General features: G+C 70.1%; 3 protein-coding genes. 1 reads left to right on the top strand and 2 read right to left on the bottom strand.

What is annotated here, in order from left to right; translation table 11 throughout:
* Positions 1 to 136: 136 nt before the first annotated feature.
* Together AB0M36_RS37585 and AB0M36_RS37580 are read right to left on the bottom strand one after the other, a co-directional pair.
* Positions 137 to 820, bottom strand: a complete 684-nt coding sequence (locus AB0M36_RS37585) for a response regulator transcription factor (RefSeq protein WP_364167577.1) — start codon at positions 818 to 820, stop codon at positions 137 to 139.
* A gap of 29 nt (positions 821 to 849) precedes the next feature.
* Positions 850 to 2145, bottom strand: coding sequence for an ATP-binding protein (locus tag AB0M36_RS37580; RefSeq protein ID WP_364167579.1), 1296 nt, complete (start codon positions 2143 to 2145; stop codon positions 850 to 852).
* 235 nt (positions 2146 to 2380) lie between these two features.
* Between AB0M36_RS37580 and phoU the strand changes: the two genes are divergently transcribed.
* The gene (gene phoU, locus AB0M36_RS37575) at positions 2381 to 3034 is read left to right on the top strand and encodes a phosphate signaling complex protein PhoU (protein WP_364167574.1); all 654 of its coding nucleotides are present in this window, start codon (positions 2381 to 2383) and stop codon (positions 3032 to 3034) included.
* Positions 3035 to 3219 lie beyond the last annotated feature (185 nt).

The raw sequence follows: 3219 nt of genomic DNA, 5'->3' as shown, positions 1-3219 counted from the left end.
CTGCCTCAAGCGCTACATCGCCCGCGAGATCTACACCCTGCTCACCACTTGACGACCATAGGAGCATCCGCCCGGAGTGGGTCATCCCCTCCCCCCGAAGCCCCAGCGCAACCCACCCGAAGCCGCAGGAAACCGATCACGGCTCGAACTTGTACCCCAACCCCCGCACGGTAACGATGTAACGCGGCGCCCCAGGCTCCGGCTCCACCTTCGACCGCAGCCGCTTCACATGCACGTCAAGCGTCTTGGTGTCCCCGACGTAATCCGCGCCCCAGACCCGATCGATGAGCTGCCCCCGGGTCAGCACCCTGCCAGCGTTACGCAGCAGCAGCTCAAGCAGCTCGAACTCCTTCAGCGGCAGCTGCACACCGGCACCGTCGACCGTGACCACATGCCGCTCCACGTCCATCCGGACCGGCCCGGCCGCCAACGTCGGCGTCGACACCTCGGCCGCCTCGGCACCCTGCCGCCGCAGCACGGCCCGGATGCGGGCGACCAGCTCCCGCGGCGAGTACGGCTTGGTGACATAGTCGTCGGCGCCGATCTCCAGGCCGACCACCTTGTCGATCTCGCTGTCCCGGGCGGTCACCATGATGATGGGTACGGCGGAGCGCTGCCGCAGCTGCCGACACACCTCCGTGCCGGACATCTCGGGCAGCATGAGATCGAGCAGGACGATGTCGGCGCCGGTCCGGTCGAACTGGGTCAGCGCCGAGGTGCCGGTCGCGGCGACCGAGACCTCGAAGCCCTCCTTGCGGAGCATGTACGACAAGGCGTCGGAGAACGACTCCTCATCCTCGACCACGAGCACGCGAGCCAATGGGGGTTCCTTTCCTACTCCGCCGGCCGTCAGGCCGAAGGGAGCCCGGCCTTGCCGGACTCGATCTCAATCGCCGCCGGTAACGGCAGCGGGGATTCCGGGGGTCGCGCCGGTAGGCGCAGGGTGAACGTCGAACCTCCGCCGAGCGTGCTGGACACGTCGACGCGGCCGCCGTGGTTGGTGGCGATGTGCTTGACGATCGCCAGACCGAGCCCGGTGCCGCCGGTGGACCGGGAGCGGGCCTGGTCGGCGCGGTAGAACCGTTCGAAGATCCGGTCGACGTCGTGGGGCGCGATGCCGATGCCCTGGTCGGTGACGTCGATCTCGATCCACTCGTCGTCCTGCCGCATGGTCAGCGCGACGCGGGTGCTCTCGCCCGAGTACGCGATCGCGTTCTCCACGAGGTTGGTCACCGCGGTGGCGACCTGGCTGCCGCTGCCGTACACGGTGGCGCCCTTGGGGCCGGTGTAGACGACTTCGATGTGTTTGGCCGCGGCGGTGGTGCGGGTGCGGTCGACGACTTCGGCGATGACCCAGTCGAGGGCGACCGGTTCCGGCGTGGGCAGCGGTTCGGCGCCCTGCAGGCGGGTGAGTTCGAGCAGCTCGTTGACGAGCCGGCCCATCCGGGCGGACTCGTGATGGATGCGCTCGGCGAAGCGGCGGGCGGCGGTGAGGTCCTCGGACTGCTCCTGCAGCGAGGTCTCCGTCATCGCGGTCGCGTCGAGCAACGCCTCGGCGAGCAGTTGCAGCGCACCGATGGGGGTCTTGAGCTCGTGGCTGACGTTGGCGACGAAGTCTCGCCGGACCCGGGCGAGGCGGTGCGATTCGGTGACGTCGGCGGCTTCGATCGCGACGTGGGTGGCGTTGAGCGCCACCGCCCGCAGGTGCAGGCCGAGGGGCGCCTGGGCGTTTCCGGCGCGGCCGCGGGGCAGGTCGAGCTCGACCTCCCGGCGTACGCCGGTGCGGCGGACCTGGCCCGCCAGGGTCCGCAGGATGGGATGGGCGGCGAGGGTGCCGGGAGCTCCGCCGGAGCGGAGCAGGCCCATCGCCCGCGCCGCGGGGTTGACGAGCACGGGGTGGTCCTCCGCGTCCAGCACCACCACGCCTACCCGCAGCGAGTCGAGGCTCTTGCGGCCGAGGCCCTTGAGCCCGTGTTTGCCGCTCGGCTCCTCGTCGGTGTCGATCTTTCGTCCCCCCTTGGTCGGTCTGGCCGCGACGCCTGCCGGGCTCGCCCCGGCCGGATCCGGCGCGGTCTGGCCGGGCCGACGAACCCGGGACAGCAGCCACCCGGCCGCCCCGCCACCGGCGAGTGCGACCAGGAACAGGGGGATGCCGTACGCCAGGTCCACGCAGCGATCGTAGGGTCATTGTTTACCTGGACCGAACGCATAATCGGACAAATCCGGCGCACTTCGAAGAATGTTCACCACCCGGCCCGGCGTCGTTCACCGCCGTTCATGTCCGCGCCGCCGGGCGCTCCTAGCGTTGCCCCTGCAACCCCCTGCACACCCGGCTCCCGGCCCGACGGCCGAGGCAGCCCACGAACAACCGGGACGGAACATGCGCGAGGAGTTTCAGGCCGACCTCAACGAGGTCAGTCGCCTGCTGGTGACGATGGCGGAGGCCGTACGTGCCGCGCTGCGCAAGGCGACGACCGCCCTGCTGACCGCCGACCGCGAAGCCGCCGAGTCCGTCGTGGCCCGCGACGCCGAGGTCGACGAGATCTACCGCCAGGTCGAGACGAAGGTCGCCGACACCATCGCCCGGCAGGCGCCGGTCGCCTCCGACCTGCGCATGGTGATCACGGCCCTGCACATTTCCGCGGACCTCGAGCGCATGGGCGACCTGGCCGAGCACGTGGCCAAGACCGCGCTGCGGCGCCACCCTTCGCCGGCCGTACCGGCGGAGCTACGTCCGGTCTTCCGGCAGATGGCCGAGGTGGCCGACCGCATGGCCGACAAGATCACCACGGTTCTCGCCAGCCCGGACGCCGAGCTGGCGGCCGAGCTCGAGAAGGACGACGACGCCATGGACGACCTGGAGCGCGACCTCTTCAAGGTCCTCCTGCACGACAACTGGCCCTACGGCGCGGAAACCGCAATCGACGGCGCCCTCCTCGGCCGCTTCTACGAGCGCTACGCCGACCACGCCGTCAACTCCGGACAGCACATGATCTACCTGATCACTGGTGAGCAGGCGACTCCGCAGGACTGAGCTGCGGTCCGGCTGCTGGTCGTCGCCGCCGCCGACGCGAACTCTCATCGGACAGGGGTCTCAGTTGCTGGCGGCGAGCCGGCTAGCGGGACCACAACGGCTTCGGGGGGAGGGGATGGCCCACGCAGGGATCAAGCCTGACAGTGAGGATGGGGGGCGTCCTCCTCGGGCTGGGTCTGACCCTA

The organism is Actinoplanes sp. NPDC051346 (assembly GCF_040682215.1).
GTDB lineage: Bacteria > Actinomycetota > Actinomycetes > Mycobacteriales > Micromonosporaceae > Actinoplanes.
This window is presented reverse-complemented; position numbering and strand designations above follow the sequence as displayed.

Bases quoted from the DNA above. Each gene is read 5' to 3' on its own strand.
- phoU (WP_364167574.1), top strand. From the start codon at position 2,381: ATGCGCGAGGAGTTTCAGGCCGACCTCAACGAGGTCAGTCGCCTGCTG.